Genomic DNA, 25,578 nt, shown 5'->3' with positions numbered 1-25,578 from the left:
CCACACAGATTGTCTGATAAATTGTTAAAGAGCAGTGCAACGCGGCTTTCGCTCACCGTTGCGAGGTGGCGTATATTACGCTTTCCTCTTTCAGAGTCAAGCGATTATTTTCGCTTTCCTCCTCAACCGGCCCGGCTGTCTGTGTGAAGTGATTCACATCCGCCGTGTCGATGGAGGCGCATTATAGGGAGTTCTTCGGCGCTGACAAGCGGAAAAAGACAATTTTATTTCAACCGCTCACCTTTTCGCCACAACGCCTATTTTTGCTGCTTTTTGATGGTTTCCGGCAGCACTGCCAGGCTGTTAATCACGCAATCCGCTGCATTTTCCGCTTCAGGCGTGACAGGCTTGCCAGTACGCACCAGAATTTTATGACCCACGCCTGCCGCGGCAGCTGCCTGCATATCTTCCAGTTTATCGCCCACCATATATGAAGCGCTCATATCTATATGAAGGAACTCTTGTGCGGAAGTGAGCATACCCGGGTGTGGTTTTCGGCAATCACAGGTCTGGCGATATTCGTCTACGGTCCCCTGTGGGTGATGCGGACAATAATAGATACCGTCCAGATCAACGCCGCGATCCGCCAGTGACCAGTCCATCCATTCCGTTAAGGTCTCAAACTGTGCTTCGGTGAATTTACCGCGCGCGATACCTGACTGGTTGGTGACGACCACCAGCGCAAATCCCATCTCTTTTAATTCACGCATGGCTTCAATAACGCCATCGATGAATTCAAATTCGTCTATCTCATGCACATAACCATGATCGACATTAATTGTGCCGTCACGATCGAGAAAAATTGCGGGTACTGATTTTGCCACCGGTTTGCTCCTGAATAGGGATGTCTGCGTAGTATCTCATGTTTCACTGCGCAAGAAAGTGCTCATCGCGCAGAGTTGGATTGATTTAGACGTCTGGATGCCTTAACATCCGTTTTGTTGACGGTCATCGCCCGTATCAGGCAGCAGAAAATGCCACGGCTAACTTACATACGATAAAAATAATCTAATGATTAAACTTTCGAATATCACCAAAGTGTTCCAGCAAGGGAACCGTACCATTCAGGCGTTGAACAACGTTAGCCTGCATGTTCCGGCTGGACAGATTTATGGCGTCATTGGCGCCTCAGGTGCAGGTAAAAGTACGCTCATTCGTTGCGTTAACCTGCTTGAACGCCCGACCGAAGGCCACGTTCAGGTTGATGGTACGGAACTGACTACGCTTTCAGAAGCAGAACTGACTAAAGCCCGCCGCCAGATTGGCATGATCTTCCAGCACTTTAACCTGCTCTCTTCGCGCACCGTGTTTGGCAACGTTGCCCTGCCGCTGGAGCTGGATAACACGCCCAAAGACGAAATCAAACGTCGCGTCACCGAACTGCTGGATCTGGTCGGTCTGAGCGAGAAGCACGACACCTTCCCGGCCAACTTGTCCGGCGGACAAAAACAGCGCGTGGCGATTGCGCGTGCGCTGGCCAGTAATCCTAAAGTATTGCTCTGTGACGAAGCCACCAGCGCCCTGGATCCGGCAACGACCCGCTCGATTCTGGAGCTCTTAAAGGACATTAACCGTCGCCTGGGGCTGACCATCCTCCTTATTACGCACGAGATGGATGTGGTTAAGCGCATCTGCGACTGTGTGGCGGTGATAAGCCAGGGTGAACTAATTGAACAAGACACCGTCAGCGAAGTGTTCTCGCATCCGAAAACCCCACTGGCGCAGCAGTTTATTCAGGCCACGCTGCACCTGGATATTCCGGAAGACTATCTGGCACGTTTAAAGGCACAACCAGAAGCAAACAGCGTTCCAATGCTGCGGATGGAGTTTACCGGCAAGTCAGTGGATGCCCCGCTGCTGTCAGAAACTGCCCGCCGCTTCAATGTGAACAACAACATTATTAGCGCGCAGATGGATTACGCCGGTGGCGTGAAGTTCGGCATCATGCTGACTGAAATGCACGGTACGCAAGAAGATACGCAGGCGGCGATCGCCTGGCTGCAAGAGCATCATGTAAAAGTTGAGGTACTGGGTTATGTCTGAGGCAATGATGTGGTTGCTGGCACGCGGCGTATGGGAAACGCTGGCGATGACCTTCGTATCGGGCTTCTTCGGTTTTGTCATTGGTCTGCCGGTGGGCGTGCTGCTGTACGTTACCCGTCCGGGCCAGATAATTGAGAACGCAAAACTTTACCGCACGCTCTCCGCGCTGGTGAACATCTTCCGTTCCATTCCCTTCATCATTCTGTTGGTATGGATGATCCCCTTCACTCGCGTTATTGTGGGCACGTCCATTGGCCTGCAGGCTGCCATCGTCCCCCTGACCGTGGGCGCGGCGCCGTTTATCGCCCGTATGGTTGAGAACGCGCTGTTAGAGATCCCATCGGGCCTGATTGAAGCGTCCCGCGCCATGGGTGCGACGCCGATGCAGATCGTTCGCAAAGTCTTACTGCCAGAAGCATTACCAGGTCTGGTCAACGCGGCCACCATCACGCTCATTACTCTGGTGGGTTACTCAGCGATGGGTGGTGCGGTAGGCGCCGGCGGTCTGGGACAGATCGGCTATCAGTATGGTTACATTGGCTACAATGCTACCGTTATGAATACCGTGCTTGTTCTGCTGGTTGTACTGGTTTATCTCATTCAATTCTCTGGCGATCGCATCGTCCGGGCTGTTACGCACAAATAACGTTACACAACACAAACTCGACGAGTTAAGGATAAAAACATGGCGTTTAAATTTAAGACCTTTGCTGCGGTAGGCGCGCTGATCGGCTCTCTGGCACTAGTAGGTTGTGGCCAGGACGAAAAAGATCCAAACCACATCAAAGTGGGTGTTATCGTCGGTGCGGAGCAGCAGGTTGCAGAGACGGCAGCGAAAGTGGCGAAAGAGAAGTATGGCCTGGACGTGGAGCTGGTGACGTTTAACGATTATGTACTGCCTAACGAAGCGCTGAGCAAAGGCGATATCGATGCTAACGCCTTCCAGCACAAACCGTACCTGGATCAGCAGATCAAAGATCGTGGCTACAAACTGGTTGCGGTGGGCAATACTTTCGTTTACCCAATCGCGGGCTACTCCAAAAAAATCAAATCATTAGAAGAACTGCAGGACGGTTCTCAGGTAGCAGTACCTAACGATCCAACCAACCTTGGCCGTTCCCTGCTGCTGCTGCAGAAAGTGGGTCTGATTAAACTGAAAGATGGTGTTGGCCTGCTGCCGACCGTTCTGGACGTGACCGAGAATCCAAAAAACCTGAAAATTGTTGAGCTGGAAGCGCCACAGCTGCCACGTTCTCTGGATGATGCGCAGATCGCCCTGGCGGTTATCAACACCACTTACGCCAGCCAGATTAACCTGACGCCAGCGAAAGACGGTATCTTCGTGGAAGATAAAGACTCTCCGTACGTTAATCTGATCGTTACCCGCGAAGATAACAAAGATGCGGAAAACGTGAAGAAGTTCGTACAGGCTTACCAGTCTGATGAAGTTTACCAGGAAGCAAACAAAGTCTTTAACGGTGGTGCAGTTAAAGGCTGGTAATCTTACCTTTGTGTAATATCATTCAGGACGGGCGTAAGCCCGTCTTGTCATTTATGCAGGCAACTGATTCAATATCTGACGATTTGATTATTCATTGAGGAAACAATATGCGTGCTTTACCGATCTGTCTTTTAGCACTGATGCTGAGCGGTTGTTCTATGCTAAGCAGATCTCCTGTTGAACCTGTTAAAAGCACAGCAACCCCGCCGAAAGTGGAGCCTGAAAAGCCAAAAGCACCACGTCCTGCGCCGGTCAGAATCTATACCAAGGCTGAAGATTTAGTGGGTAAACCGTTCCGCGATCTGGGTGAAGTCTCGGGCGAATCTTGCCAGGCCACCAACCAGGATTCTCCTCCAAATATCCCTACTGCGCGTAAACGCATGCAGATCAATGCCTCTAAAATGAAGGCCAATGCGGTTCTGCTGCACAGCTGCGAAGTTACCAGCGGCACACCTGGCTGCTATCGTCAGGCCGTTTGCGTAGGTTCTGCCCTTAACGTCTCGGCGAAATGAGTGCATTCCAGTTCGAGCAGATAGGCGTTATTCGCTCACCCTATAAAGAGAAGTTTGCCGTGCCACGCCAGCCTGGTCTGGTGAAAAGCTGTAGCGGCGAACTTCACTTGCTCGCGCCCTATAATCAGGCCGATGCCGTGCGCGGACTGGAAGCGTTCAGCCACCTGTGGGTGCTGTTTATCTTTCATCAGACCATGGCTGGCGGCTGGCGCCCTACCGTGCGCCCACCTCGTCTCGGCGGTAACGCCCGAATGGGAGTGTTTGCCACGCGCTCGACCTTTCGTCCAAACCCTGTCGGTATGTCGCTCATCGAACTGAAAGGCATTCGCTGCCAGAAGGATCAGGTGATTCTGGAGCTTGGCAGCCTGGATCTGGTGGACGGTACGCCCGTAGTAGATATAAAACCTTACCTGCCCTTTGCAGAAGCCTTGCCGGATGCGCGTGCCAGCTACGCTCAGCAGGCCCCCCAGGCAGATACGCCAGTCTGGTTTACCGATGCGCTCACCCCCCAGTTGATCCAGCTGGAGAAGCGCTATCCTCGACTGCGGGAATTTATCATCGACGTGCTGGCCCAGGATCCCCGTCCGGCCTACCGTAAAGAGGAAGAGGCCGGGAAAACCTACGCCGTCCTGTTGCTGGATTTTAACGTTCGCTGGCGCGTTACCGCGGCGGGCTTTGAAGTGTTTGCCCTCGAGCCGCAGTAATTTTATCCTCTTCTCTTTTGGCATCTTTGCCACACTGGTAAACTAAACCACTTTTTTTGTGTCAGGCTGCCGGTCAGCCTGTTCCACTCTTCGAAATGGAACCGTAACAACATGCGTACTAGCCAATATCTGCTCTCCACTCTGAAGGAGACACCTGCCGACGCCGAGGTGATCAGCCACCAGCTGATGCTGCGCGCCGGGATGATCCGCAAGCTGGCCTCCGGGTTATACACCTGGTTGCCGACCGGCGTGCGCGTCCTGAAAAAAGTCGAAAACATCGTGCGTGAAGAGATGAATAACGCCGGTGCTATCGAGGTGTTAATGCCGGTAGTTCAGCCCTCTGAACTGTGGCAGGAGAGTGGTCGCTGGGAGCAGTATGGTCCGGAACTGCTGCGTATTGCCGATCGTGGCGATCGTCCATTCGTTCTCGGCCCAACGCATGAAGAGGTCATTACCGATCTGATCCGCAACGAGCTGAGCTCATACAAGCAGTTGCCGCTGAACTTCTTCCAGATCCAGACCAAATTCCGTGATGAAGTGCGTCCACGTTTTGGCGTCATGCGCTCTCGCGAATTCCTGATGAAAGATGCTTACTCTTTCCACACTTCTCAGGAATCGCTGCAGGAGACCTATGACAAGATGTACGAAGCGTACAGCAAAATCTTCTCCCGCATGGGTCTGGATTTCCGCGCCGTTCAGGCTGATACCGGTTCTATCGGCGGTAGCGCATCCCATGAGTTCCAGGTGCTGGCACAGAGCGGTGAAGACGATGTGATCTTCTCTGACTCCTCTGATTACGCCGCGAACATTGAGTTTGCAGAAGCCCTGGCGCCAAAAGCGCCGCGAGCTGCGGCAAACGAAGAGATGAAGCTGGTTGATACACCAAACGCGAAAACCATCGCCGAGCTGGTTGAGCAGTTCAATCTGCCGATCGAAAAAACGGTCAAAACCCTGCTGGTGAAATCCACCGAAGGCAGCGCCTACCCGCTGGTTGCTCTGCTGGTCCGTGGCGATCACGAGTTGAACGAAGTGAAAGCCGAGAAGCTGCCACAGGTTGCAAGCCCGTTAACCTTCGCAACGGAAGCGGAAATCCGCGCCGTCGTCAACGCGGGTCCTGGTTCTCTGGGTCCGGTGAATATGCCTGTTCCTGTTGTGGTTGACCGCACGGTCGCCGCGATGAGCGACTTCTCCGCTGGCGCGAACATCGACGGCAAACACTATTTCGGCATTAACTGGGATCGCGACGTCGCGACGCCAGAAGTGGCGGATATTCGTAACGTGGTGGCAGGCGATCCAAGCCCGGACGGCAACGGCACCCTGATGATCAAACGCGGTATCGAAGTCGGGCATATCTTCCAGCTGGGTGATAAATACTCCCGCGCGCTGAACGCCGCCGTTCAGGGTGAAGATGGCCGCAACCAGGTCCTGACCATGGGCTGCTACGGTATTGGTGTAACCCGTGTGGTTGCTGCCGCTATCGAGCAGAACTACGACGAGCGTGGCATCGTCTGGCCGGACAACATCGCTCCGTTCCAGGTGGCGATCCTGCCGATGAACATGCATAAGTCCTTCCGTGTGCAGGAGCTGGCGGAAAAACTCTACAGCGAGCTGCGTGCGCAGGGTATCGAAGTGCTGATGGACGATCGTAAAGAGCGCCCAGGCGTGATGTTTGCGGATATGGAACTGATCGGCATTCCGCACACCATCGTGATCGGCGATCGTAACCTCGATAATGACGAAATCGAGTATAAGTATCGTCGTAACGGTGAGAAGCAGATGATTAAAACCGGTGACGTGCTTGAGTATTTAATCAAAAACATCAAAGGTTGATGTCGTAAGAGGCCCTGATTTTCAGGGCCTCTTTTTTTACAAGGATTGTAAAAGATATGAAAATGCACAGGGCGTTGCATCGCCTGCTCGTTCCCTCTCTCTTTTTATTTTCCGGCTGTACGCTTGATGTCAGCAGACAGGAAAGCGCAGCAAATGCAGTAGAGGCTCAGTCGAAAAAATGGGCAATCAAACTGCAGCGCCAGAGTTCTCTTTCAGAAAAAAAGCTGCTCGAAATCACCGAAAAAGAGCTTAAAGCTGGCGATCTTCTCTTCTCATCCAGCATCGGGATTACGTCCCTTGGCATTCGCCTGCTCAGTACCTCTTCCGTCAGTCACGTTGCAGTTTATCTCGGCAATCATGATGTGGCAGAAGCGACAGGCAAAGGGGTGCAAATTATAAGCCTGGAAGATGCCATGCAGCACAGCGACAAATTATTCGCTTTAAGGGTGCCCAACCTGACACCCGAGCAAGCGGCAACCATTAAAGTATTTGCCGAACAGGCGCAACATAGCCGCTATAACTATCGGGGAATTATTGAGTTTGTTCCCTTCATGGTGACAAAACAGTTATGTTCGCTGAATCCCTTCTCAGAAACTTTTCGCCAGCAGTGCGTTAGCGGCTTTGCCACTGCACAATTAAGCAGAACAAGCGAAGATGAAAAAAAGGCGTGGTTTTGTTCGGAATTTGTTAGCGATGCCTTCCTGAAAGCGGGTCACCCGCTGACGATGGCAGAATCAGGCTGGATAAGCCCTGCCGATTTGATGCATATGCGTGAAGGCGATATCTCCACCTATAAACCTGAAACAGAGCTACGGTACATTGGCCATCTCAAACCCGGAATTTACATCAAAACGCGTCGCTTTGTAGGACTCAGGCCCTGATAATTGGGCCGGCAACCCCCTCCGGCCCAGCTTCTCAACGAGACTGACAATCTTTGTCAGCCTGGAAGGCTGCATCTTTATCGACTATCAGCGTTTTAACGCTTTGACCACTGTCCGGGTTGGCCTCAAGAGTAAAATGCCCGTTCACGGTGAGCAGCACCGGTTTAGTATCATTTCCGCGCGCCGCCGCGTAATCCCGCTCCAGCTGCGCGTTATTCGCTACGCTCACCTTTTTGCCGGTGGCACAGTCGGTGAAGCTCGCCGCATCAGCCATATAGAAATACATGCCGCGCATCGCCATTGGTGTTGATGGCAGGGCAGCGTTAACGGGCGCCAGGGTGTAGTTAAACTGCGACTCGATCGGATTTCCTTCCCGATCGAGCATCTCCAGCCCTTCGCCTTTCGCCCGGAAATAGTGCTTTTCGCCCTGCGTGTCCGTCAGCACCAGCTTATCCGCTGTTCGCGCCCAGCTGCCATAGCTGGCGAAAGAGGAAGGCGCCTTTGCCCCCTGATAATGTTGGTTCATTACCCAGGTGCCATCTTTTTCCAGAAACAGTGAGGTTTCGATACCTTCGCAGTCGGCGCAGGGTAAAACGCCCCGCCAGCTCTGCTGCATCGGTTTTAGCGCCTCTTCATGGGCTGGCTCCAGCGCCTGCACCTCTGCCCGGTTATGACATCCCATCAGGATGGCCAGCGCGCCTGCAGCCACCACTGAAAATATTGCTGTTTTCACATCAGATTCCTTTTCTCAACCCGCCTGCTCCCCGTTAATCCTGGGGGCCTCGAACTTTGCCACGCAGTGCTTTGACGGTCGATTTTTGTGATTTAGAAGCCAGACGGCGCTCTTTCGATGCGCGTGTCGGGCGGGTTGCCCGCCGGCTTTTTTGCACTGCCGTTAACTCTTGTATTACCGCCACCAGCCGGGCAAGCGCGGCTTCCCGGTTCATCTCCTGGCTGCGGTACTCCTGCGCCTTGATAATAATCATGCCGTCAGAGGTGATCAGATGATGGCTGGCGGCGAGCAGGCGCTCTTTATAATACTCTGGCAGGCTGGATGCCCGAATGTCAAAGCGCAGATGAATAGCCGTTGAGGTTTTGTTCACATGCTGGCCCCCTGCTCCCTGGGCGCGGATCGCGGTGATCTCCACTTCATGATCGGGCAGGGCGACGGTTCGGGAGACTACGATCATGAACGGGACTGCCAGGCTTCCGGATGAATTTCCAGATTATTCTCAGCATCCGACAGCCAGATGGCGCCATCCTGAATGGTTGCCTGCAGAATCATGGTTCGACCGGCAAATGCGCTCAGCTTAGCCAGTTGATCATCATCCAGATACCAGACAGACAGGTTGGCAAACTGGGCGCACTTATTCTTGTTCTGCTGCCACCAGATCTCCGCTGCGCGGCTGTTGTAGGTAAAGAGCGCCACTTCAGCAGATTGCGTGCAGGCTTTCTTGATGCGACGCTCATCCGGCAGGCCCAGCTCAATCCAGAGATCGATACCCAGATGATCGTTGAGCAGCCAGGCTTCCGGCTCGTCTTCCGCGCTTAACCCGCGGGTAAATTGCAGGCGCTCATTGGCGTACTTAATCCACGCCAGCAGGCGCAGCATCATGCGCTCTTGCGTTTCGGAGGGATGACGCGCCAGCGTCAAGGTCGCATCCAGAAACTGATTGCGGTCTAAATCCGCCACATTGACCGCGGCTTTGTAAATTGTCGCTTTAAGCGCCATGAGAGAACTCCTTTCGAATCAGGTGCGCATTGTAGCGAAATCTCCGCCAAAAGGCTGTTACAGGCTTGAGAATGTCTGCGACATCAACCTGCTGATATTGCTTAAATGAGTATGGTATAGTCACCTTGCTAAACCGAGTTTATCTTCGTAGGCTTAATGGTATCTCACAGTAAAGTCAGTGCGCTGGCAGGAGGGGATGTGGATAATTATTGTGAGCTAATTCGCAAACGGTATGCGGAGATTGCCAGCGGCGATCTGGGGTATATCCCCGATGCGTTGGGCTGTGTATTGAAAGTTCTGAATGAAATGGCGTCGGATGACACGCTTTCAGAATCGGTCAGAGAAAAAGCAGCATATGCTGCTGCGAATTTACTGGTGAGCGATTATGTCAATGAATGATACCTATCAACCTATTAACTGCGATGATTACGACAATCTCGAACTCGCCTGCCAGCATCACCTGCTTCTTACGCTGGCGTTAAAAGATGGCGAAGTGCTGAAGGCCAGGGCGAACGATCTGGTTTCCCGTAAGAACGTGGAGTATCTGGTTGTGGAAGAAGGCGGCGCAACGCGCGAACTGCGTCTCGATAAAATAGCCAGCTTCAGTCATCCCGAAATCGGCACCGTTGTGGTGAGCGAGTCCTGATCCCGTGTAACGGGCAGCCTGCTGCCCGTTACGTTTTCCACTCCAGCTCTACGCCCCGCTCCGCTTCAGCCGCCCCTTCATGCGTTACAAACACCCCCGCCGCTGCCACCAACGTTTCTCCGTAGAATAGAAGCGGCGTGCTGTCCCGACGCCAGGGGGCAACGTTAAGTTCCTGCCAGATTTTTTTGATCTTGCGTCCGCCGTTTCGCCCGACAATGTGCAGCGTACCGCTGGCGCGAAAGCGCACCGTCACGGGCTCATCTGCCCGCGGCAGTCGAAGAGCGCCCCCCGTCTTGAGATGAAGCGTACCCAGCCCTTCCGGCAGAGAGAGGGGCCGCTCCAGTAACGGCCAGTCGATAACCCGATCGGCCAGCGAGGCGTGGACTTTCACCCACCATAGCTGACCGCGAAAGCGACGAATTTCACCTTCGCCGGAACGCAGCCGCGGTGCCGCGTCTTCCCGGGCCAGCACCACCTCATCCCAGATGCGATTAAGCATGTCGCGTGACGGCATTAACGCCCCGTGCAGCGCCAGCCATCGGCGCAGCAACGCGGCCCGGCGTACCGCACTCATCGCCTGTAGCGGCGCGATAGCCAGCGCCCCGTCTGGGGAGACTAATGTTGAAAGCTCGTCTGCCAGCAGTTCATCCAGCAGGTGCTCCTGCTCCGCGCACAGCGTGGCGCTGCGGGAGGTGGCCTGAGCAAAATGCGGCCAACGCTCTGCCAGCAGCGGCAGGACGCGCAGACGCAAAAAATTGCGGTCATAGCTGTCGTCCTGGTTGCTTTCATCCTCAATCCAGCGCAGATCCCAACGCTGCGCCCAGGCCAGCAGCGAGTCTCGCGTTTCACCAATGAGGGGACGAATTTGTTCGGTACCGGCAAAACGCGCCCGCGCGGGCATGGCCGACAGCCCCGCCGGGCCACTGCCGCGCTTTAGCGCCAGCAGAAAAGTTTCACACTGATCGTCCAGATGTTGCGCCGTGACCAGCGCTTCATCCGGTAACAGGGCCTCACGAAAGGCGGCATAACGCGCTTTACGCGCCTGCGCCTCCAGCCCCAGCCCCTCCTCCGCCAGCGTTACCCGCGCCACGATCAGCGGGATATTCCACTGCTGGCACAGGTGCTGGCAATGGGCGACCCAGCTGTCGGCGTGGGGGCTCAGGCCATGGTGAATATGGATAGCGCGCAGCTCAAGGTCCGGCTCCTGTTCCCGCCACAGCATTAGCTGATGCAGCAATACCGTGGAATCCAGGCCACCACTAAAGCCCACCAGCAGTCGGCGGTACGGGTGAAGAGCTTGCTGAAGGTCGGCTGTGGTCATCGTCGTCATTTATCCAGAAAGGTGCCCGGCACGTTACCGGGCATTCCCTGGCGAGGCAAGCGTTACTGCTGGTAGAGCTCCAGCGGCAGGCCATCAGGATCGTTGAAAAAGGTGAAGCGCTTTCCGGTGAAGGGATCGATACGGATGGCTTCGCACTTAACACCGTGGGATTCAAGATGCTCTACCGCCTGGTCAATGTCATCCACACTGAACGCCAGATGACGTAAACCGCAGGCTTCGGGCCGGGACGGACGCGCCGGCGGGAAGGGGAACGAAAAGAGCTCAATGACATACTGACCATTCAGCGCCAGGTCGCCTTTCCAGGAATCACGCTCTTCGCGGTAAAACTCACTTTGCAGGGTAAATCCCAGCGTATCGCAGTAAAACGCCTTACTGGCGGCATAGTCGGTGGCAATGATTGCAATGTGATGAACCTGCTTTAAACCCAGCATAGCCTCTCCTTATTGGTGTGCCTGAACGTTATATCCGAACCCCCTTGCCGTGCAAGGGGTCATGACGCTTTTAAGACCCGTACCCGGTAGATGCCGTTTTCATCCCGTTTGGCACCGTGGATGTCGGTTTCAAAGCCGGGATAGTGGCGGCCAATCGAGCAGAGCATTAACAGGAAATCGAGAACCGCCCTGCTCTTCTCGGTGATCATCTCACCGGGCATAAGCAGCGGCACACCAGGAGGATAAGGGAGGATCATATTGGCCGACACCCGGCCAACCAGATCCTCCAGATCGACCGTCTCTACCTCCCCCTTCACCTGACGCTGCCAGGCGTGATGCGGGGTGAGCTTCATTTCTGGCAGGACATCAAACGCCTGAAGCATCAGTCGCGGCAAGTCGTGCTGACGAATGAGCTTGTGAATGCCTTTAGCCAGATCCTGAATACGCATGTTGCGGTAGAAGTCGGGATCTTCGGCATAGAGATCCGGCAGCATGTTCATGACCCGCAAATTCAGATCGTAGGCGCGCTTAAACTCCATCAATCCGCGCAGCAAACCCATCGCCCGGGTTTTGTCGATACCGATACTGAACAGGAAAAGCAGATTGTACGGCCCGGTTTTTTCGACCACCACGCCGCGCTCGTCGAGGAATTTCGCTACCAGCGCCGCCGGGATCCCCTCTTCACTCATCACTCCCTGCTCGTCCATACCTGGCGTCAGAATGGTGACTTTGACCGGATCGAGGAACATATGATCCTCATCGGCATCGCGGAAACCATGCCAGCTCTCGCCCGGCGCCACCGGCCAGCATTCAGCTTCGTCAATGTCGTCCGGCTGCCAGATATCGAAGAACCAGCCGTCGGCTTCATCTTTAAGGCGCTGAACCTCTTTGCGGAAGTGCAGGGCGCGCTCAACGGAGCGGTTGATCAGGCGCTTACCGGGATTACCACGCAGCATCGCTGCCGCAGTTTCAATGGAGGCCACCAGCGGATAGCTGGGCGAGGTGGTGGTGTGCATCATAAAGGCTTCGTTGAAGGTATCTTCATCGTACTCGCCCTTAATGTGAATCAGCGAGGCCTGAGAAAACGCAGCCAGCATTTTGTGCGTGGACTGGGTTTCGAAGAACACTTTACCCGGCAGGCGTTCACCGCTCATCCCGCTTTTTCCGGCATAGATGGGATGGAAATTGGTATAGGGGACCCAGGCAGAATCAAAATGGATGGAGGGCACATCGAGGGTCTGTTTCACCCAGTTGGTGTTGTACAGCAGGCCGTCGTAGGTGGAGTTGGTGATCACCGCGTGAACCGGCCAGCTTGCGCCCGGCACGGCTGCCACTTTGCGCTCTATTGCCGCATGAGAAAATTCCCGGCGCGGGATCCCGCCCAGAATGCCCAGCGCGTTGCGGGTCGGCGACAGCCAGAGCGGCACCACGTCACTCATCATCAGCAGGTGCGCCAGAGATTTATGGCAGTTGCGGTCGATCAGTAAAGTGCTGCCGCCCGGCGCAGCGTACATGCCAACGATCTTGTTCGACGTCGAGGTACCGTTGGTCACCATATAGCTCTGCTCGGCACCAAATGTACGGGCGATATACTCTTCAGCTTCGAGATGCGGGCCGGTATGATCCAGCAGCGATCCCAGCTCCGTCACCGAGATCGACACATCCGCCTTCAGGGTGTTCCCGCCAAAGAAGTCATAGAACAGACAGCCCACCGGGCTTTTCTGATACGCGGTTCCCGCCATATGACCGGGGGTACAGAAGGTGTACTTCCCCTCTTTTACGTAGGTGAAAAGGGCGCGGGTAAACGGCGGGGTTATGGTATCGAGGTACTCGCCGGTATATTGCTGAATGCGGGTAGCGATATCCTCGGCCACCCCCAGCGAGTACTCGAAGAACCACAGCGCCATGCGCATATCCTGGGCGCTGATATCCATCGTGGAGTGGGTATTGATAAAGGCGTAGAGCGGCAGGTATTCATTGAGTTGGTTGATGTCGCTGCACAACTCCATATCGTACTCGTCCCAGTCGAAGATGACGCCGCAGATACGGGGGTTATGTTCAATAAACTTCAGTAGATCGGCGCTGTTCTGCGGCCAGATTAGTTGAAACCCGCGCGATGCCAGCGCCTGCTCCAGCTCCTTGATGGGTTCGTCTTTATAAAAGACGCCGTGCGGCCCCATAATAGCAATGATGTTCACGGTTTACCTCCTTAAAAAACATTAGCTAAGCATAGTTGAGGTAAACCATGGACATAAAAAAAGCCGCAACAGGGTGCGGCTTTTAAGATTATTGCGTAGCTTATGCGTAGCCGTAGCTCATCAGACGCTGGTAACGGCGGTTCAGCAGATCTTCTTTGCTCAGCACGTCGAGGTCTGCGAGATCAGCCAGCAGCTGCGCCTTCAGGGAGGCGGCCATCACTTCTGGCTTACGATGCGCGCCACCCAGCGGTTCCGGGATAACGGTATCGATCAGCTTCAGCTCTTTCAGGCGAGGAGCGATAATGCCCATCGCTTCCGCAGCCATCGGGGCTTTATCGGCGCTTTTCCACAGAATGGAGGCACACCCTTCCGGGGAGATAACGGAATAGGTGCTGTACTGCAGCATATTCACTTTATCGCCCACACCAATGGCCAGCGCGCCACCGGAACCACCTTCACCGATAACGGTGCAGATAACCGGCACGCTTAAACGTGACATTTCACGCAGGTTACGGGCAATCGCTTCAGACTGACCGCGCTCTTCCGCGCCGACACCAGGATAGGCTCCCGGGGTGTCGATGAAGGTGATGATCGGCATGTTAAAACGCTCGGCCATCTCCATCAGACGCAGGGCTTTACGATAACCTTCTGGTGCTGGCATCCCGAAATTGCGGCGAATTTTTTCTTTGGTTTCGCGCCCCTTCTGGTGGCCAATAATCATCACCGGACGGCCGTCGAGACGCGCAATCCCACCAACGATAGCTTTATCGTCAGCGTATGCGCGGTCACCAGCCAGTTCGTCGAATTCATCAAACGCCAGGCGGACATAATCCAGGGTGTACGGACGCTGAGGATGGCGAGCCAGTTGAGCAACCTGCCATGCGCCGAGATCGGCAAAGATTTTACGCGTCAGTTCTACGCTTTTTTCACGCAGACGATGCACTTCTTCGTCGATGTTAATATCCAGTTTTTCATCCTGACGGCCCACGGCAGTCAGAGAATCGATTTTCGCTTCCAGCTCTGCAATCGGCTGTTCGAAATCAAGGAAATTCAGACTCATAGTATTCCTGTATTAGTCAAACTCCAGTTCCACCTGCTCCGAACCAATGAGGCCACGTAGATCGTTCAGTAAACGATCGCTCGGAGAGACACGCCACGACGCACCAAAGCGCAACCGTGCACGCGCATCCGCCCTCTGATAGTAGAGATGTACTGGAATGGTCCCCGAGCGGTGGGGTTCCAGAGACTGACGGAGTCGGTTTAAAAGCTGGTCATCAATTTGCCTGTCCGTCAGCGAGATAGCAAGCCCGCGAGCATATTTTTCCCGGGCTTCGTCAATGTCCATCACTTCGCGGGCGGTCATTTTAAGTCCCCCGCTGAAGTCATCAAAGCTGACCTGTCCGCTGACGATAAGTATGCGGTCTTTTTCCAGCAGCTGCTGGTATTTATCCAGCGCGTCGGTGAATAACATCACCTCCAGCCGCCCGGAACGGTCATCCAGCGTACAGATGCCGATACGATTGCCGCGTTTGGTGACCATAACCCTCGCAGCAATGACGAGCCCCGCAGCCGTAGTAATCTTACCACGTTCTGTCGGATGCATGTCTTTCAGCCGGTAGCCTCCGACATAGCGCTCAATTTCTTTAATATACTGATTGATCGGATGCCCGGTCAGATACAGGCCTAACGTCTCGCGCTCACCATCCAGCACGGTCTGTTCCGGCCACGGCTGACAGCTGGCATAGGATTGTTCAATCTGCTCCGGCTCTTCTGCCAGCACGCCGAACATATCCGCCTGCCCAATGGCCTCGGCTTTTGAGTGCTGGTCGGCGGCCTTCAGGGCGTCCCCCAGCGAGTTCATCAGCGCCGCGCGATGCGGCCCGAGACGATCGAACGCCCCGGACATAATCAGCTTTTCCAGCACCCGGCGGTTGAGCTTTTTAATATCGGTACGCGCACAGAGGTCAAACAGCTCGCGGAAGTAGCCGCCCTGGTTACGGGCTTCGATGATCGCTTCGATCGGCCCTTCACCCACCCCTTTAATCGCGCCGATGCCGTAGACAATCTCCCCGTCGTCATTGACGTGGAAGTGGTACTGACCGGAGTTGATGTCAGGCGGCAGGATTTTCAGCCCCATGCGCCAGCACTCATCCACCAGACCGACCACCTTCTCGGTGTTGTCCATATCGGCGGTCATCACCGCGGCCATAAACTCGGCCGGGTAGTGCGCCTTCAGCCACAGCGTCTGATAGGAGACCAGCGCGTAGGCGGCGGAGTGTGACTTGTTAAATCCGTATCCGGCAAATTTCTCCACCAGATCGAAGATTTTCATCGCCAGTTCGCCGTCGATGCCGTTTTTCTTCGCCCCATCTTCAAATATAGAGCGCTGCTTGGCCATCTCTTCCGGCTTTTTCTTACCCATTGCTCGACGCAGCATATCCGCGCCGCCGAGGGTGTAGCCGGAGAGCACCTGGGCGATCTGCATGACCTGTTCCTGATACAGGATGATGCCGTAGGTTGGCTCCAGCACCGGCTTCAGGCTTTCATGCTGCCACTGAACATCCGGATAGGAGAGCTCCTCGCGGCCATGCTTACGGTCGATAAAGTTATCTACCATCCCGGACTGCAGCGGCCCCGGACGGAACAGCGCCACCAGCGCGATCATATCTTCGAAGCAGTCAGGCTGCAGACGCTTGATCAAATCTTTCATGCCGCGGGATTCAAGCTGGAAGACCGCCGTGGTCTCCGAGCGTTGCAGCATGTCGAAACTTTTCTTGTCATCGAGCGGGATCGCGGCGATATCAATCGGCTCCAGGCCCTGCTTGGCCCGGCGCGGGTTGATCATCTTCAACGCCCAGTCGATGATGGTGAGCGTACGCAAGCCGAGGAAGTCAAACTTCACCAGCCCGGCGTATTCCACGTCGTTCTTGTCAAACTGGGTGACCGGATGCAGGCCCGATTCATCGCAGTAGAGCGGCGCAAAGTCGGTAATTTTGGTCGGTGCAATGACCACCCCACCGGCGTGTTTACCGGCGTTTCGGGTGACACCTTCCAGCTTGCGCGCCATGTCGATCAGCGCTTTGACCTCTTCATCCGCCTCGTAGATTTCCGGCAGCTGCGGCTCCGCTTCGAACGCTTTCGCCAGGGTCATGCCCGGGTCAGGCGGCACCAGCTTCGAGATGCGGTCAACAAAGCCGTACGGATGCCCCAGTACGCGGCCCACGTCGCGGATAACTGCTTTTGCCGCCATGGTACCGAAGGTAATGATCTGCGATACCGCGTCACGACCGTACATGTCTGCCACGTGTTCAATGACCTGGTCGCGTTTCTCCATACAGAAGTCAACGTCGAAGTCGGGCATGGAGACACGTTCCGGGTTGAGGAAGCGTTCGAACAGCAGGTCAAATTCCAGCGGATCGAGATCGGTAATTTTCAGCGCATAGGCCACCAGCGATCCGGCACCCGAACCACGGCCCGGCCCTACCGGTACGCCGTTGTCTTTCGACCACTGGATAAACTCCATAACGATCAGGAAGTAGCCGGGGAACCCCATCTGGTTAATAACCTGGAGTTCAACGTCCAGACGCTCGTCATACTCCGGACGCTTCTCGGCGCGAACGGCCGGATCCGGGAAGAGAAACTCAAGGCGCTCTTCCAGACCTTCTTTTGATTTCATGACCAGAAAGTCTTCGGTGGTCATGTCGCCGGTCGGGAACTGCGGCAGGAAGTATTCACCCAGACGGACGGTGACGTTACAGCGCTTTGCGATCTCTACGCTGTTCTCCAGCGCTTCCGGGATATCGGAAAACAGCTCGCACATCTCCTCTTCGCTGCGCATATATTGCTGCGGCGAATAGTTGCGGGGGCGTTTCGGATCGTCGAGGGTAAAACCATCGTGGATAGCGACGCGAATTTCATGGGCGTCAAAATCGTCGGCGTTGATGAAGCGCACATCGTTGGTGGCAACTACCGGCAGGCCCTGCTCTTCCGCCAGGGCCACCGCGGCGTGCAGATAGCTCTCTTCATCAGGGCGACCGGTGCGGATCAGCTCCAGGTAGAAGCGATCCGGGAAATACTCTTTATAAAAATCGACGCACTGCTCCACCAGGGCAGTGTTGCCGCGCAGCAGGCATCGGCCTACGTCGCCCATGCGCCCGCCGGAGATGAGCAGCAGCCCCTCATTCAGCTCCGCCAGCCACGCGCGATCGATCCACGGGCCCTGCGGGCCGTAGCCGCGCTGATAGGCACGGGAGATGAGCAGCGTCAGGTTCTGATAGCCGGTATTGTTCAGCGCCAGGACGGTAATTTGCGTCATTTCATCGGCGAGAAGCTCGCTCTGTACATGAAAATCAGCCCCAATTACCGGCTTCATTCCGGCACCGTGCGCCGTTCCGTAGAACTTCACCAGACCGCACAGGTTAGTGAAGTCGGTGATCGCCAGCGCAGGCATGCCAAGCGAGGCCGCCTTTTTCACCAGCGGCCCGGTCTTCGCCAGCCCATCAATCATGGAATAGTCGCTGTGCACCCGCAGGTGTACGAAACGTGGTTCAGCCATCTTCAGATTCCGCGTTACTTATTGGCGTCTTGATTCAGGACATCAGTCCCAGTGCGCGTTTTACCGGTCCAAAACTGCGGCGGTGGTGCTCAGTTGCGCCGTGTTCAGCCAGTCTTTCCAGATGGAAAGCGGTAGGATACCCCTTATGCTGGGCAAAACCATACTGGGGAAATGTGAGATCCAGCGCGGCCATTTCAGCATCGCGCGTGACTTTAGCCACGATCGAGGCGGCACTAATTTCCGCCACCCGGCTGTCGCCCTTTACCACCGCCAGCGACGGCATGGGCAGCGCCGGGCAACGATTACCGTCGATCAGCACATACTCCGGCACCACGCTCAGCCCGGCGACGGCACGCTGCATCGCCAGCATGGTGGCATGCAGAATATTCAGTTCGTCGATCTCATGCGGTTCCGCCCGCCCGACACTCCAGGCCAGCGCTTTCTCTTTAATTTCATCGTATAAGGCCAGGCGGCGCTTCTCGGATAATTTCTTCGAGTCATTCAGACCGATAATCGGACGAGCAGGATCGAGGATCACTGCGGCAGTCACCACTGCGCCCACCAGCGGCCCACGCCCTACTTCATCCACTCCCGCCACCAGATGGGCGTGAGGGTAAACAAATTCCATCATTTCGCTAACTCCAGCACCGCGTCAGCTGCCTGCTCGTCGGCATTACAGCGGATTTGCTGATGCAGTACCCGGAATGTGTCATGCATTTCATGGCTGGTTTTGCCGTTAGCCAGCAGCGGCAGCAGCGCAGCGGCTAATGCCTGCGGATGGCACTCATCCTGCAGCAACTCTTTCACCAGCTCACGTCGGGCAAGCAGGTTCGGCAGGGAGACGTAATCCGTTTTCACCAGCCGTTTTGCCAGCCAGAAGGTAAACGGCTTCATACGATAACCCACGACCATCGGGCATTTTGCCAGCATGCACTCCAGCGCAGCGGTACCCGATGCCAGCAACGCGGCATCGCTGGCCACCATCGCCTCACGCCCTTTGCCATCTAACAGATGGACATGCAGATCGGGGGCGACCTCCGCCTTAATACGCTCGAACTGCTCCCGGCGTTTGGCATTCACCAGCGGCACGACCACTTCCAGGTCAGGGTAAGTCTGACGCAGGATTTGCGCGGTTTTCAGAAAATCAGCGCTGAGCATTTCGACTTCTGCGCCGCGGCTCCCCGGCAACAGCGCCAGACAGTGGGCATCATGTGAAATACCCAGCAGGTCACGTGCACCATTTTTATCGGGATCCAGCGGCATGGCGTCGGCCATGGTATGGCCGATAAAGCGGCACGGAACGTTGAATTTATCGTAAAACGCTTTTTCGAAAGGCAGGAAGGCCAATACCAGATTCGTCGATCTGCCTATTTTGAAAACGCGTTTCTGTCGCCACGCCCAGACGGACGGACTGACATAATGGATGGTTTTGATCCCCTGTTTTTTCAGATTACCTTCAAGGGTAATGTTGAAGTCAGGCGCATCAATACCCACGAACACATCGGGCTTAAGTTCGGTAAAACGACGCGTCAGATCGGCGCGGATGTGCAGCAACCGGCGCAGGCGACCCAGTACCTCGACGATGCCCATCACCGCCAGCTCTTCCATTTCGTACCAGGCTTCGCAGCCTTCAGCCTGCATCAATGGGCCAGCAACGCCGACAAAGCGCGCGTTGGGAACGCGCGCTTTGAGCGCTCGAATCAGACCAGCACCAAGAATATCGCCGGAGGTTTCTCCGGCGACGAGGGCGATCGTAAGCGGACGACTATCGACCATTAACGAATCAGACCACGGGTTGAGCGTGCGAAGAACTCCACAAACGCGTTCACCTCAGGATGCTGCTTCGCCAGTTCGGCAATTTCCGGCTTAGCCTCTTCCAGCGTTTTACCGTTACGGTACAACTGCTTGTAAGCGTTGCGGATAGCCATAATCGCTTCACGGCTAAAACCGCGACGCTTAAGGCCTTCGATGTTGACGCCAAACGGCGTCGCATGGTTACCCTGTGCAATCACATATGGCGGAACGTCCTGCGCCACGCCGGAGCAGCCGCCAACCATCACATGCGCACCAATGATGCAGAACTGATGGACAGCGGTCATGCCGCCAATGATTGCATAATCATCAACTGATACGTGTCCCGCCAGCGTTGCGTTGTTGGCGAGAATGCAGCGGTCACCCACGGTACAGTCATGCGCGATATGCGCGTTGACCATAAACAGGTTATCGCTGCCCACCTTCGTCAACTCACCGCCCTGTACTGTGCCACGATGAATGGTGACGCTTTCGCGAATGCGGTTACGATCGCCAATTTCCACACGGGTTGGTTCGCCAGCATATTTCAGATCCTGGTTAACTTCACCGATGGAGGCGAACTGATAGATCACGTTGTCGCGGCCAATAGTCGTATGACCATTCACCACGACATGAGATTTCAGTACGGTACCCTCACCAATTTCGACATGGGGTCCAACAATACAGAATGGACCAATGTGGACGTTAGCACCGATAACGGCACCCTCTTCCACAATGGCGGTTGGATGAATAAAGGCGGTTTTATCAATCACGTATCAGGCCTCCCGGCTACGCGCACACATCATGGTAGCTTCGCAAACAACCTTGCCGTCAACCAGAGCTACGCCTTTGAAGCGAGTCAGGCCGCGACGCGTTTTTTCAAAAGTCACTTCCATGATCATCTGATCACCAGGCACGACCGGGCGCTTGAAGCGCGCTTCGTCGATACCTGCGAAGTAATAGAGCTCACCTGGCTCCAGCTTCCCAACGCTTTTAAACGCCAGAATACCGGTAGCCTGAGCCATCGCTTCCAGGATCAATACGCCCGGGAAGATAGGCTTCCCAGGGAAATGCCCCTGGAAGAATGGCTCGTTTACAGAAACATTTTTCACTGCGCGCAGAAAACGACCTTCTTCAAAATCCAGCACACGGTCTACCAGCAAAAACGGATAGCGGTGCGGCAGAAGTTCTAAAATCTCTTCAATATGCAGAGTATGAGTGTCAGTAGTCAAAATACTCTTCCTGTCAAAATATCTGAATGGCAATAATAACACGGCCTGCCGGTTTATAAGAAAGCCGACAGGCCGGGAAGTGTGCGTTAAACGGGTGAACGCTTAGTCTTGTTGATCGATTTTGCGCTCAATGGCCTTGAGGCGCTTGCTCATATCATCAATATTCATCACCAGGGCTGCAGTCTTACGCCACACTTTGTTAGGCTGCAACGGAATGCCTGAAGAGTAGACGCCCGGTTCGGTGATTGGACGCATAACCATGCCCATACCGGTAACCGTAACCTTATCGCATATTTCCATATGCCCGTTAATGACGCTGGCGCCGCCAATCATACAGTAACGGCCAATCTTCAGGCTGCCCGCCATAATAACGCCACCGGCAACCGCAGTATTGTCGCCAATCACAACGTTATGTGCAATCTGGCACTGGTTATCGATGATAACACCATTACCGATGATCGTGTCATCAAGCGCACCACGGTCAATAGTCGTACATGCACCGATTTCGACGCGATCGCCGATGATCACCCGGCCAAGCTGCGGGATCTTAACCCAGTTACCACGATCGTTGGCATAACCGAAACCATCCGAACCGATAACAGTACTGGACTGGATCAGGCAGTTTTCGCCAATTTCGATCTCATGATAAACAGAGACATTGGCCCACAGGCGAGAGCCAGCACCAATTTTTGTTTTTTTACCGACGAAGCAACCGGCACCGATGACCACGTTATCGCCCAGCACGACGTCTGATTCGATAACCGCATTTGCACCAATTGATACGTTGTTACCCAGCTGCGCCGTTGGGTCAATCACCGCACTGGGTGCGATGTTTTGCGCCGGCTGCGGCGTGGTATCCAGAATTTGTGCCATACGGGCATACGTCAGGTAGGGGTTCTTCACTACCAGCGCAGCACCTGCGGCAAACGGCAAATCGTCCTGCGTCATGACGACAGCAGACGCCTGGCAAAGCGCCAGATGTTCACGGTACTTAGGGCTTACCATGAAGGTGATATTGCCTGCTTTAGCAGATTGCATGGACGCAACAGCGGTGATGACGATATCGCCATCACCGTGTAATTCTGCATCCAACTGCTGAGCTAAATCAGCGAGTCGAATTGAAGGCATTACTTATTTAACCTGTTTCAGGACATCAGCGGTGATGTCTTTAACATCGCTGCTGTTGAATGCAACGGCGTTGGCATCAACAACCAGATCGATGCTCTGATCGGCAGCTACAGCTTTCACAGCGGACTGGATACGGGTAACCAGCTTGCCGCGCTCCTCGTTAGAACGACGTTGACGATCCTGCTCAAAAGCTTGCGCTTTCTGAGAGAAAGTCTGACGCTGAGCCATTACGTCTTTTTCCAGTTTGCTACGTTCGCTCGCTTTCATGGTAGAACCATCGCGCTGCAGACGCTGCATTTTGGATTGCAGATCGTTTTCCATACCCTGCAGTTCGCTTGCACGGCCTTTGAACTCGCTCTCCAGCTTGGCAGAAACACCCGTTTTCTGCGCAACCTGCTGGAACAAGTTACCCATATTGACGATTGCAATTTTGTCCGCTGCCTGAGCAGAAGTTGCCATCGCTAAACCGAGACCTGCAGCTAATAACCACTTTTTCACAATTAACTCCTTACCATCCCATTGGCACCCGAAGGTACCGTTCTTTGCGTGGCAAGGCGATCCTGCGATCGCCAGTTGTCAGCGCTACACTGCCAACGCATTCCTTTGCGACGGACAATTACCAGGTTTTACCAATGTTAAACTGGAACTGCTCCGCCTTGTCTCCATCATATTTCTTAAACGGCTGGGCGTAAGAGAAGACCAACGGCCCCAGCGGTGACATCCATTGTAGTGCGAGACCCGCAGACATACGAATATTGCTCGGATCGCTGTAGTCCGGAATACCTGCAGCCCTGGTCGCACTGGTATTTTCCCAGTTAGTATCCCATACGGTACCCGCATCCACGAAGAAGGAGGTACGAACGGAGTTGGCATACTTATCGCTGATAAACGGCGTAGGGGTAATAAACTCCAGGCTGGCAACACCCATGGCGTTACCGCCTACTGCATCGTCGGAGCTACATACTTCGCTTGATGAAGACTTATCGCAGTTATCTTCGTCGTTACCGCCGTAGTAGGCTGCTTTCGGACCAATGTTATTGGACTGGAAGCCACGTACGGTACTTGAGCCACCCGCATAGAAGTTTTCATAGAATGGCAGCTCTTTGCCACCTAAACCATCGCCGTAGCCCCAGCGTGTACGACCCAGAACCACCCATTTATGGTCTTCATCGATCGGGAAGTAGGAGGCGGTATCCAGCGTAACCTTGTAGAACTCGTTATCCGAGCCCGGAATGGTCACTTTACCGTTCAGGTTGACGCGCGAACCTTCGGTCGGGAAGAAACCACGGTCGAGGCGGTTGTACGTCCAGCCATAGTTGAAGGTGAAGTCATCTGCGGCAAAACCGTTATCATCATTCGAGGTGCTGGCAGACTGTCCGATAGAGTCCAGATAACGCCACATTGCCACCTGCGGTTGCATGTTCGACAGGTCGTTATGGACGTAACCTAAGCCCGCACGCAGGGTGTTATATTCGTTAACCGGGAAACCGAGCGTACCATCAACGCCGTAGCTTTTGTTGGTATACGAAGACAGGTCCGCATCATCCGCTTTAAAGTCGTTATAGAAGATACGGCCGCCCAGACTCACACCATCAACGGTGAAGTAAGGGTTAGTCACGGAGAGCTCAGAGTAAGTCTGGTAGTCGTTCTTGGTACCGTTGATACCCACGGAGTAGCCCGTACCTAACCAGTTATCCTGCTGTACACCCACCTGGAAGCTAACGCCACTTTCTGTGCCGTAACCGACACCAAAGTTAAAGCTACCGGTGTTACGCTCTTTAACCTTGTAAACGACATCAACCTGATCCGGTTTACCTGGCACACGCTGGGTGTCGGTATCCACCGTTTCGAAGTAACCCAGACGGTTCAGACGCTCTTTACCCTGATCAACCAGGTCGCTGCCCAGCCACGCCCCTTCCATCTGGCGCATTTCGCGGCGCAGGACAGAATCTTTGGAGGTATCGTTACCCTCAAAGCGGATCTTACGCACGTAGAAACGGTTACCCGCATCGACGTTGACGTGCAGCTTAACGGTTTTATCCGCATCGTTGATTTCAGGCTGGGTCTGAACGCGCGGGTAAGCGTAACCATAACGGCCGAGCAGCTTTTTAATGCCATCTTCCATTTTGGTGACTTTGGAACCGCTATAGAGTTCACCCGGCTGCAGTTTGGTCAGGCTCTCAATCTCTGCAGAATGGCCCGCGAGGTTACCGCTTACTTCAACGCCCGAAAGCGTATACTTATCGCCTTCAGTGATGTTAACGGTAATGTAGATGCCTTTCTTGTCCGGAGTCAGACTGACCTGGGTCGAGTCAATGTTGAAACGGGCGTAACCGCGATCCAGGTAGTAGCTGCGCAGGGTTTCGAGATCGCCCGCCAGTTTCTGTTTCTGATACTTACGGTCGCCAACAACGTTCCACCACGGCACTTCATCACGCAGCTGGAACGTTGAGATCAGTTCATCGGTGCTGAATGCATGGTTACCAACGATGTTGATCTGCTGAATCTTCGCGGAAACACCTTCCTGGAAGACCAGTTTCAGATCGACACGGTTACGCGGCAGCGGCGTGACAACCGCTTTCACGCTGGCGCTGTATTTACCGACGCTGTAGTAGAAATCTTCCAGCCCTTTCTCAATATCAGAGAGGGTGGTGCGATCCAGGGATTCGCCAACGCGAACGCCAGAGGCCTCAAGGTTCTGCTTGAGCATATCGTCTTTCACCGACTTGTTGCCGGAGAAGGTGATGCTCGCAATTGTCGGGCGCTCTTTCACCTGAACCAGTAGCGTATCACCATCGCGCAAAACGCGAACGTCCTCAAAGTTGCCAGTGGCAAACAGGGCGCGAATGGTATTACTAATGTCTTCATCATTAACCGTGTCGCCTGGGCGCACTGGCATACTGAGGAGGGCCGCACCAACGGCGACTCGCTGAAGGCCTTCGAAATGAATATCTCTCACTACGAACCCGTCAGCACCGTATACGGTCGCGCTGCTAAACAGCAGCGACGCTATGAGCAACTTTTTCATCGCCATCGTTATTATGCGTTCTTC

25 protein-coding genes are annotated in these 25,578 nt (G+C 54.6%); 9 read left to right on the top strand and 16 right to left on the bottom strand.

Annotated elements, in window-relative coordinates; genetic code table 11:
- Positions 1-257 precede the first annotated feature (257 nt).
- Positions 258-824 (bottom strand): D-glycero-beta-D-manno-heptose 1,7-bisphosphate 7-phosphatase, encoded by a 567-nt coding sequence (gmhB, locus tag ACOKCT_RS06670; protein ID WP_103178360.1) that lies wholly within the window; start codon positions 822-824, stop codon positions 258-260.
- A gap of 187 nt (positions 825-1,011) precedes the next feature.
- Between gmhB and metN the strand changes: the two genes are divergently transcribed.
- From metN to ACOKCT_RS06635, 7 genes are all read left to right on the top strand, one after another.
- Complete coding sequence (metN, locus tag ACOKCT_RS06665) at positions 1,012-2,043, top strand: methionine ABC transporter ATP-binding protein MetN (protein WP_103178359.1); 1,032 nt, start codon at positions 1,012-1,014, stop codon at positions 2,041-2,043.
- Complete coding sequence (locus ACOKCT_RS06660; protein ID WP_039030285.1) at positions 2,036-2,689, top strand: methionine ABC transporter permease MetI; 654 nt, start codon at positions 2,036-2,038, stop codon at positions 2,687-2,689. The genes metN and ACOKCT_RS06660 overlap by 8 nt, the downstream gene beginning before the upstream one ends.
- Positions 2,690-2,728: 39 nt before the next feature.
- Positions 2,729-3,544 carry a methionine ABC transporter substrate-binding lipoprotein MetQ gene (gene metQ, locus ACOKCT_RS06655; RefSeq protein WP_039030286.1) on the top strand — a complete coding sequence of 272 codons (816 nt, stop codon included), beginning with the start codon at positions 2,729-2,731 and terminating at the stop codon, positions 3,542-3,544.
- 107 nt (positions 3,545-3,651) lie between these two features.
- A complete protein-coding gene (gene rcsF, locus ACOKCT_RS06650) occupies positions 3,652-4,056 on the top strand; it encodes an Rcs stress response system protein RcsF (RefSeq protein ID WP_103178358.1) in 405 nt (134 codons plus the stop codon).
- Positions 4,053-4,760 carry a tRNA (N6-threonylcarbamoyladenosine(37)-N6)-methyltransferase TrmO gene (gene tsaA, locus ACOKCT_RS06645; RefSeq protein WP_103178357.1) on the top strand — a complete coding sequence of 236 codons (708 nt, stop codon included), beginning with the start codon at positions 4,053-4,055 and terminating at the stop codon, positions 4,758-4,760. The genes rcsF and tsaA overlap by 4 nt, the downstream gene beginning before the upstream one ends.
- Positions 4,761-4,871: 111 nt before the next feature.
- Complete coding sequence (gene proS / locus ACOKCT_RS06640) at positions 4,872-6,590, top strand: proline--tRNA ligase (protein ID WP_159339960.1); 1,719 nt, start codon at positions 4,872-4,874, stop codon at positions 6,588-6,590.
- A gap of 56 nt (positions 6,591-6,646) precedes the next feature.
- Complete coding sequence (locus ACOKCT_RS06635; protein ID WP_159339961.1) at positions 6,647-7,471, top strand: YaeF family permuted papain-like enzyme; 825 nt, start codon at positions 6,647-6,649, stop codon at positions 7,469-7,471.
- A gap of 34 nt (positions 7,472-7,505) precedes the next feature.
- Here the strand turns inward: ACOKCT_RS06635 and nlpE are convergent, their stop codons facing one another.
- The 3 genes from nlpE to ACOKCT_RS06620 are packed head-to-tail and all read right to left on the bottom strand — an operon-like array spanning position 7,506 to position 9,203.
- Positions 7,506-8,204, bottom strand: coding sequence for an envelope stress response activation lipoprotein NlpE (gene nlpE / locus ACOKCT_RS06630; RefSeq protein ID WP_420193292.1), 699 nt, complete (start codon positions 8,202-8,204; stop codon positions 7,506-7,508).
- Positions 8,205-8,238: 34 nt separating this feature from the next.
- Entirely contained in the window at positions 8,239-8,661 is a 423-nt protein-coding gene (gene arfB, locus ACOKCT_RS06625) for an alternative ribosome rescue aminoacyl-tRNA hydrolase ArfB (protein WP_159339962.1), read from the bottom strand.
- Positions 8,658-9,203, bottom strand: a complete 546-nt coding sequence (locus ACOKCT_RS06620; protein ID WP_103178352.1) for a YaeQ family protein — start codon at positions 9,201-9,203, stop codon at positions 8,658-8,660. Before ACOKCT_RS06620 ends, arfB begins: the two co-directional genes overlap by 4 nt.
- Before the next feature lie 198 nt (positions 9,204-9,401).
- Here ACOKCT_RS06620 and ACOKCT_RS06615 point away from each other — a divergent pair, with 198 nt between their 5' ends.
- Together ACOKCT_RS06615 and rof are read left to right on the top strand one after the other, a co-directional pair.
- The gene (locus ACOKCT_RS06615) at positions 9,402-9,602 is read left to right on the top strand and encodes a YaeP family protein (RefSeq protein WP_103178351.1); all 201 of its coding nucleotides are present in this window, start codon (positions 9,402-9,404) and stop codon (positions 9,600-9,602) included.
- A complete protein-coding gene (gene rof / locus ACOKCT_RS06610; RefSeq protein ID WP_103178350.1) occupies positions 9,589-9,849 on the top strand; it encodes a Rho-binding antiterminator in 261 nt (86 codons plus the stop codon). The genes ACOKCT_RS06615 and rof overlap by 14 nt, the downstream gene beginning before the upstream one ends.
- A gap of 28 nt (positions 9,850-9,877) precedes the next feature.
- Here the strand turns inward: rof and tilS are convergent, their stop codons facing one another.
- The 12 genes from tilS to bamA form a co-directional block, all read right to left on the bottom strand.
- Complete coding sequence (tilS, locus tag ACOKCT_RS06605; protein ID WP_159339963.1) at positions 9,878-11,170, bottom strand: tRNA lysidine(34) synthetase TilS; 1,293 nt, start codon at positions 11,168-11,170, stop codon at positions 9,878-9,880.
- A 62-nt stretch (positions 11,171-11,232) separates the two neighbouring features.
- Positions 11,233-11,622, bottom strand: coding sequence for a VOC family protein (locus ACOKCT_RS06600; protein ID WP_103178348.1), 390 nt, complete (start codon positions 11,620-11,622; stop codon positions 11,233-11,235).
- A gap of 59 nt (positions 11,623-11,681) precedes the next feature.
- Positions 11,682-13,820 carry a lysine decarboxylase LdcC gene (locus ACOKCT_RS06595; protein ID WP_263951324.1) on the bottom strand — a complete coding sequence of 713 codons (2,139 nt, stop codon included), beginning with the start codon at positions 13,818-13,820 and terminating at the stop codon, positions 11,682-11,684.
- Positions 13,821-13,920: 100 nt separating this feature from the next.
- Entirely contained in the window at positions 13,921-14,880 is a 960-nt protein-coding gene (gene accA / locus ACOKCT_RS06590; RefSeq protein ID WP_103178346.1) for an acetyl-CoA carboxylase carboxyl transferase subunit alpha, read from the bottom strand.
- A gap of 12 nt (positions 14,881-14,892) precedes the next feature.
- On the bottom strand, positions 14,893-18,375 hold the full coding sequence (gene dnaE, locus ACOKCT_RS06585; RefSeq protein ID WP_103178345.1) for a DNA polymerase III subunit alpha: 3,483 nt from the start codon (positions 18,373-18,375) through the stop codon (positions 14,893-14,895).
- A gap of 34 nt (positions 18,376-18,409) precedes the next feature.
- Positions 18,410-19,006: a ribonuclease HII gene (gene rnhB / locus ACOKCT_RS06580; RefSeq protein WP_103178344.1), complete on the bottom strand. Its 597-nt coding sequence runs from the start codon at positions 19,004-19,006 to the stop codon at positions 18,410-18,412.
- Positions 19,003-20,151, bottom strand: a complete 1,149-nt coding sequence (gene lpxB, locus ACOKCT_RS06575) for a lipid-A-disaccharide synthase (protein ID WP_263951325.1) — start codon at positions 20,149-20,151, stop codon at positions 19,003-19,005. Before lpxB ends, rnhB begins: the two co-directional genes overlap by 4 nt.
- Complete coding sequence (gene lpxA / locus ACOKCT_RS06570; RefSeq protein ID WP_103178342.1) at positions 20,151-20,939, bottom strand: acyl-ACP--UDP-N-acetylglucosamine O-acyltransferase; 789 nt, start codon at positions 20,937-20,939, stop codon at positions 20,151-20,153. Before lpxA ends, lpxB begins: the two co-directional genes overlap by 1 nt.
- 3 nt (positions 20,940-20,942) lie before the next feature.
- The gene (fabZ, locus tag ACOKCT_RS06565) at positions 20,943-21,398 is read right to left on the bottom strand and encodes a 3-hydroxyacyl-ACP dehydratase FabZ (protein ID WP_007373234.1); all 456 of its coding nucleotides are present in this window, start codon (positions 21,396-21,398) and stop codon (positions 20,943-20,945) included.
- Positions 21,399-21,500: 102 nt separating this feature from the next.
- Entirely contained in the window at positions 21,501-22,526 is a 1,026-nt protein-coding gene (lpxD, locus tag ACOKCT_RS06560) for a UDP-3-O-(3-hydroxymyristoyl)glucosamine N-acyltransferase (protein WP_103823301.1), read from the bottom strand.
- Positions 22,527-22,529: 3 nt separating this feature from the next.
- On the bottom strand, positions 22,530-23,024 hold the full coding sequence (skp, locus tag ACOKCT_RS06555; protein ID WP_103178340.1) for a molecular chaperone Skp: 495 nt from the start codon (positions 23,022-23,024) through the stop codon (positions 22,530-22,532).
- A gap of 118 nt (positions 23,025-23,142) precedes the next feature.
- On the bottom strand, positions 23,143-25,560 hold the full coding sequence (gene bamA, locus ACOKCT_RS06550; RefSeq protein WP_103178339.1) for an outer membrane protein assembly factor BamA: 2,418 nt from the start codon (positions 25,558-25,560) through the stop codon (positions 23,143-23,145).
- Positions 25,561-25,578 lie beyond the last annotated feature (18 nt).

This window comes from Leclercia sp. M-A074-M, from assembly GCF_965195605.1.
Taxonomy (GTDB): domain Bacteria; phylum Pseudomonadota; class Gammaproteobacteria; order Enterobacterales; family Enterobacteriaceae; genus Enterobacter.
Note: the sequence above shows the minus strand (reverse complement) of the source record. Positions and strands in the feature narration are given on the sequence as shown.

Coding starts and splice junctions, on each gene's coding strand:
- rof (WP_103178350.1), top strand. CDS start 9,589: ATGTCAATGAATGATACCTATCAACCTATTAACTGCGATGATTACGAC.
- rnhB (WP_103178344.1), bottom strand. CDS start 19,006: ATGATGGAATTTGTTTACCCTCACGCCCATCTGGTGGCGGGAGTGGAT.
- lpxB (WP_263951325.1), bottom strand. CDS start 20,151: ATGGTCGATAGTCGTCCGCTTACGATCGCCCTCGTCGCCGGAGAAACC.
- metN (WP_103178359.1), top strand. CDS start 1,012: ATGATTAAACTTTCGAATATCACCAAAGTGTTCCAGCAAGGGAACCGT.
- ACOKCT_RS06635 (WP_159339961.1), top strand. CDS start 6,647: ATGAAAATGCACAGGGCGTTGCATCGCCTGCTCGTTCCCTCTCTCTTT.
- arfB (WP_159339962.1), bottom strand. CDS start 8,661: ATGATCGTAGTCTCCCGAACCGTCGCCCTGCCCGATCATGAAGTGGAG.
- rcsF (WP_103178358.1), top strand. CDS start 3,652: ATGCGTGCTTTACCGATCTGTCTTTTAGCACTGATGCTGAGCGGTTGT.
- tsaA (WP_103178357.1), top strand. CDS start 4,053: ATGAGTGCATTCCAGTTCGAGCAGATAGGCGTTATTCGCTCACCCTAT.
- tilS (WP_159339963.1), bottom strand. CDS start 11,170: ATGACCACAGCCGACCTTCAGCAAGCTCTTCACCCGTACCGCCGACTG.
- accA (WP_103178346.1), bottom strand. CDS start 14,880: ATGAGTCTGAATTTCCTTGATTTCGAACAGCCGATTGCAGAGCTGGAA.
- proS (WP_159339960.1), top strand. CDS start 4,872: ATGCGTACTAGCCAATATCTGCTCTCCACTCTGAAGGAGACACCTGCC.
- dnaE (WP_103178345.1), bottom strand. CDS start 18,375: ATGGCTGAACCACGTTTCGTACACCTGCGGGTGCACAGCGACTATTCC.
- metQ (WP_039030286.1), top strand. CDS start 2,729: ATGGCGTTTAAATTTAAGACCTTTGCTGCGGTAGGCGCGCTGATCGGC.
- ACOKCT_RS06620 (WP_103178352.1), bottom strand. CDS start 9,203: ATGGCGCTTAAAGCGACAATTTACAAAGCCGCGGTCAATGTGGCGGAT.
- bamA (WP_103178339.1), bottom strand. CDS start 25,560: ATGGCGATGAAAAAGTTGCTCATAGCGTCGCTGCTGTTTAGCAGCGCG.
- lpxD (WP_103823301.1), bottom strand. CDS start 22,526: ATGCCTTCAATTCGACTCGCTGATTTAGCTCAGCAGTTGGATGCAGAA.
- ACOKCT_RS06660 (WP_039030285.1), top strand. CDS start 2,036: ATGTCTGAGGCAATGATGTGGTTGCTGGCACGCGGCGTATGGGAAACG.
- ACOKCT_RS06600 (WP_103178348.1), bottom strand. CDS start 11,622: ATGCTGGGTTTAAAGCAGGTTCATCACATTGCAATCATTGCCACCGAC.